Here is a 219-nt window from a genome sequence, read left to right as displayed (position 1 = left end):
GACCTGACGTTCGGCTTCACGGCGACCGACAGCGACGGCGATACGGCAACGTCGACCTTCACGGTGACGATCAATGATGACGCCGGGAGTCCGTCTGTCGGTACAACGGAAACGGTCAGCCTGACGGAAGATGCGACGGGTTCGGCCGGTTCCGAGACGTTTGTGTCTTCGAGCGAGACCGGATCGTTGAACGTTCTCTGGGGCGCCGACGATGCCGAC

General features: G+C 62.1%; 1 protein-coding gene. It reads left to right on the top strand.

Annotation, left to right across the window (positions count from 1 at the left end):
* On the top strand, window positions 1–219 hold a 219-nt coding region (locus ABLQ08_RS32785; RefSeq protein ID WP_352950940.1), incomplete at both ends, for a hypothetical protein.

This window comes from Roseibium sp. SCP14 (assembly GCF_040329475.1).
GTDB lineage: Bacteria > Pseudomonadota > Alphaproteobacteria > Rhizobiales > Stappiaceae > Roseibium.
Note: the sequence above shows the minus strand (reverse complement) of the source record. Positions and strands in the feature narration are given on the sequence as shown.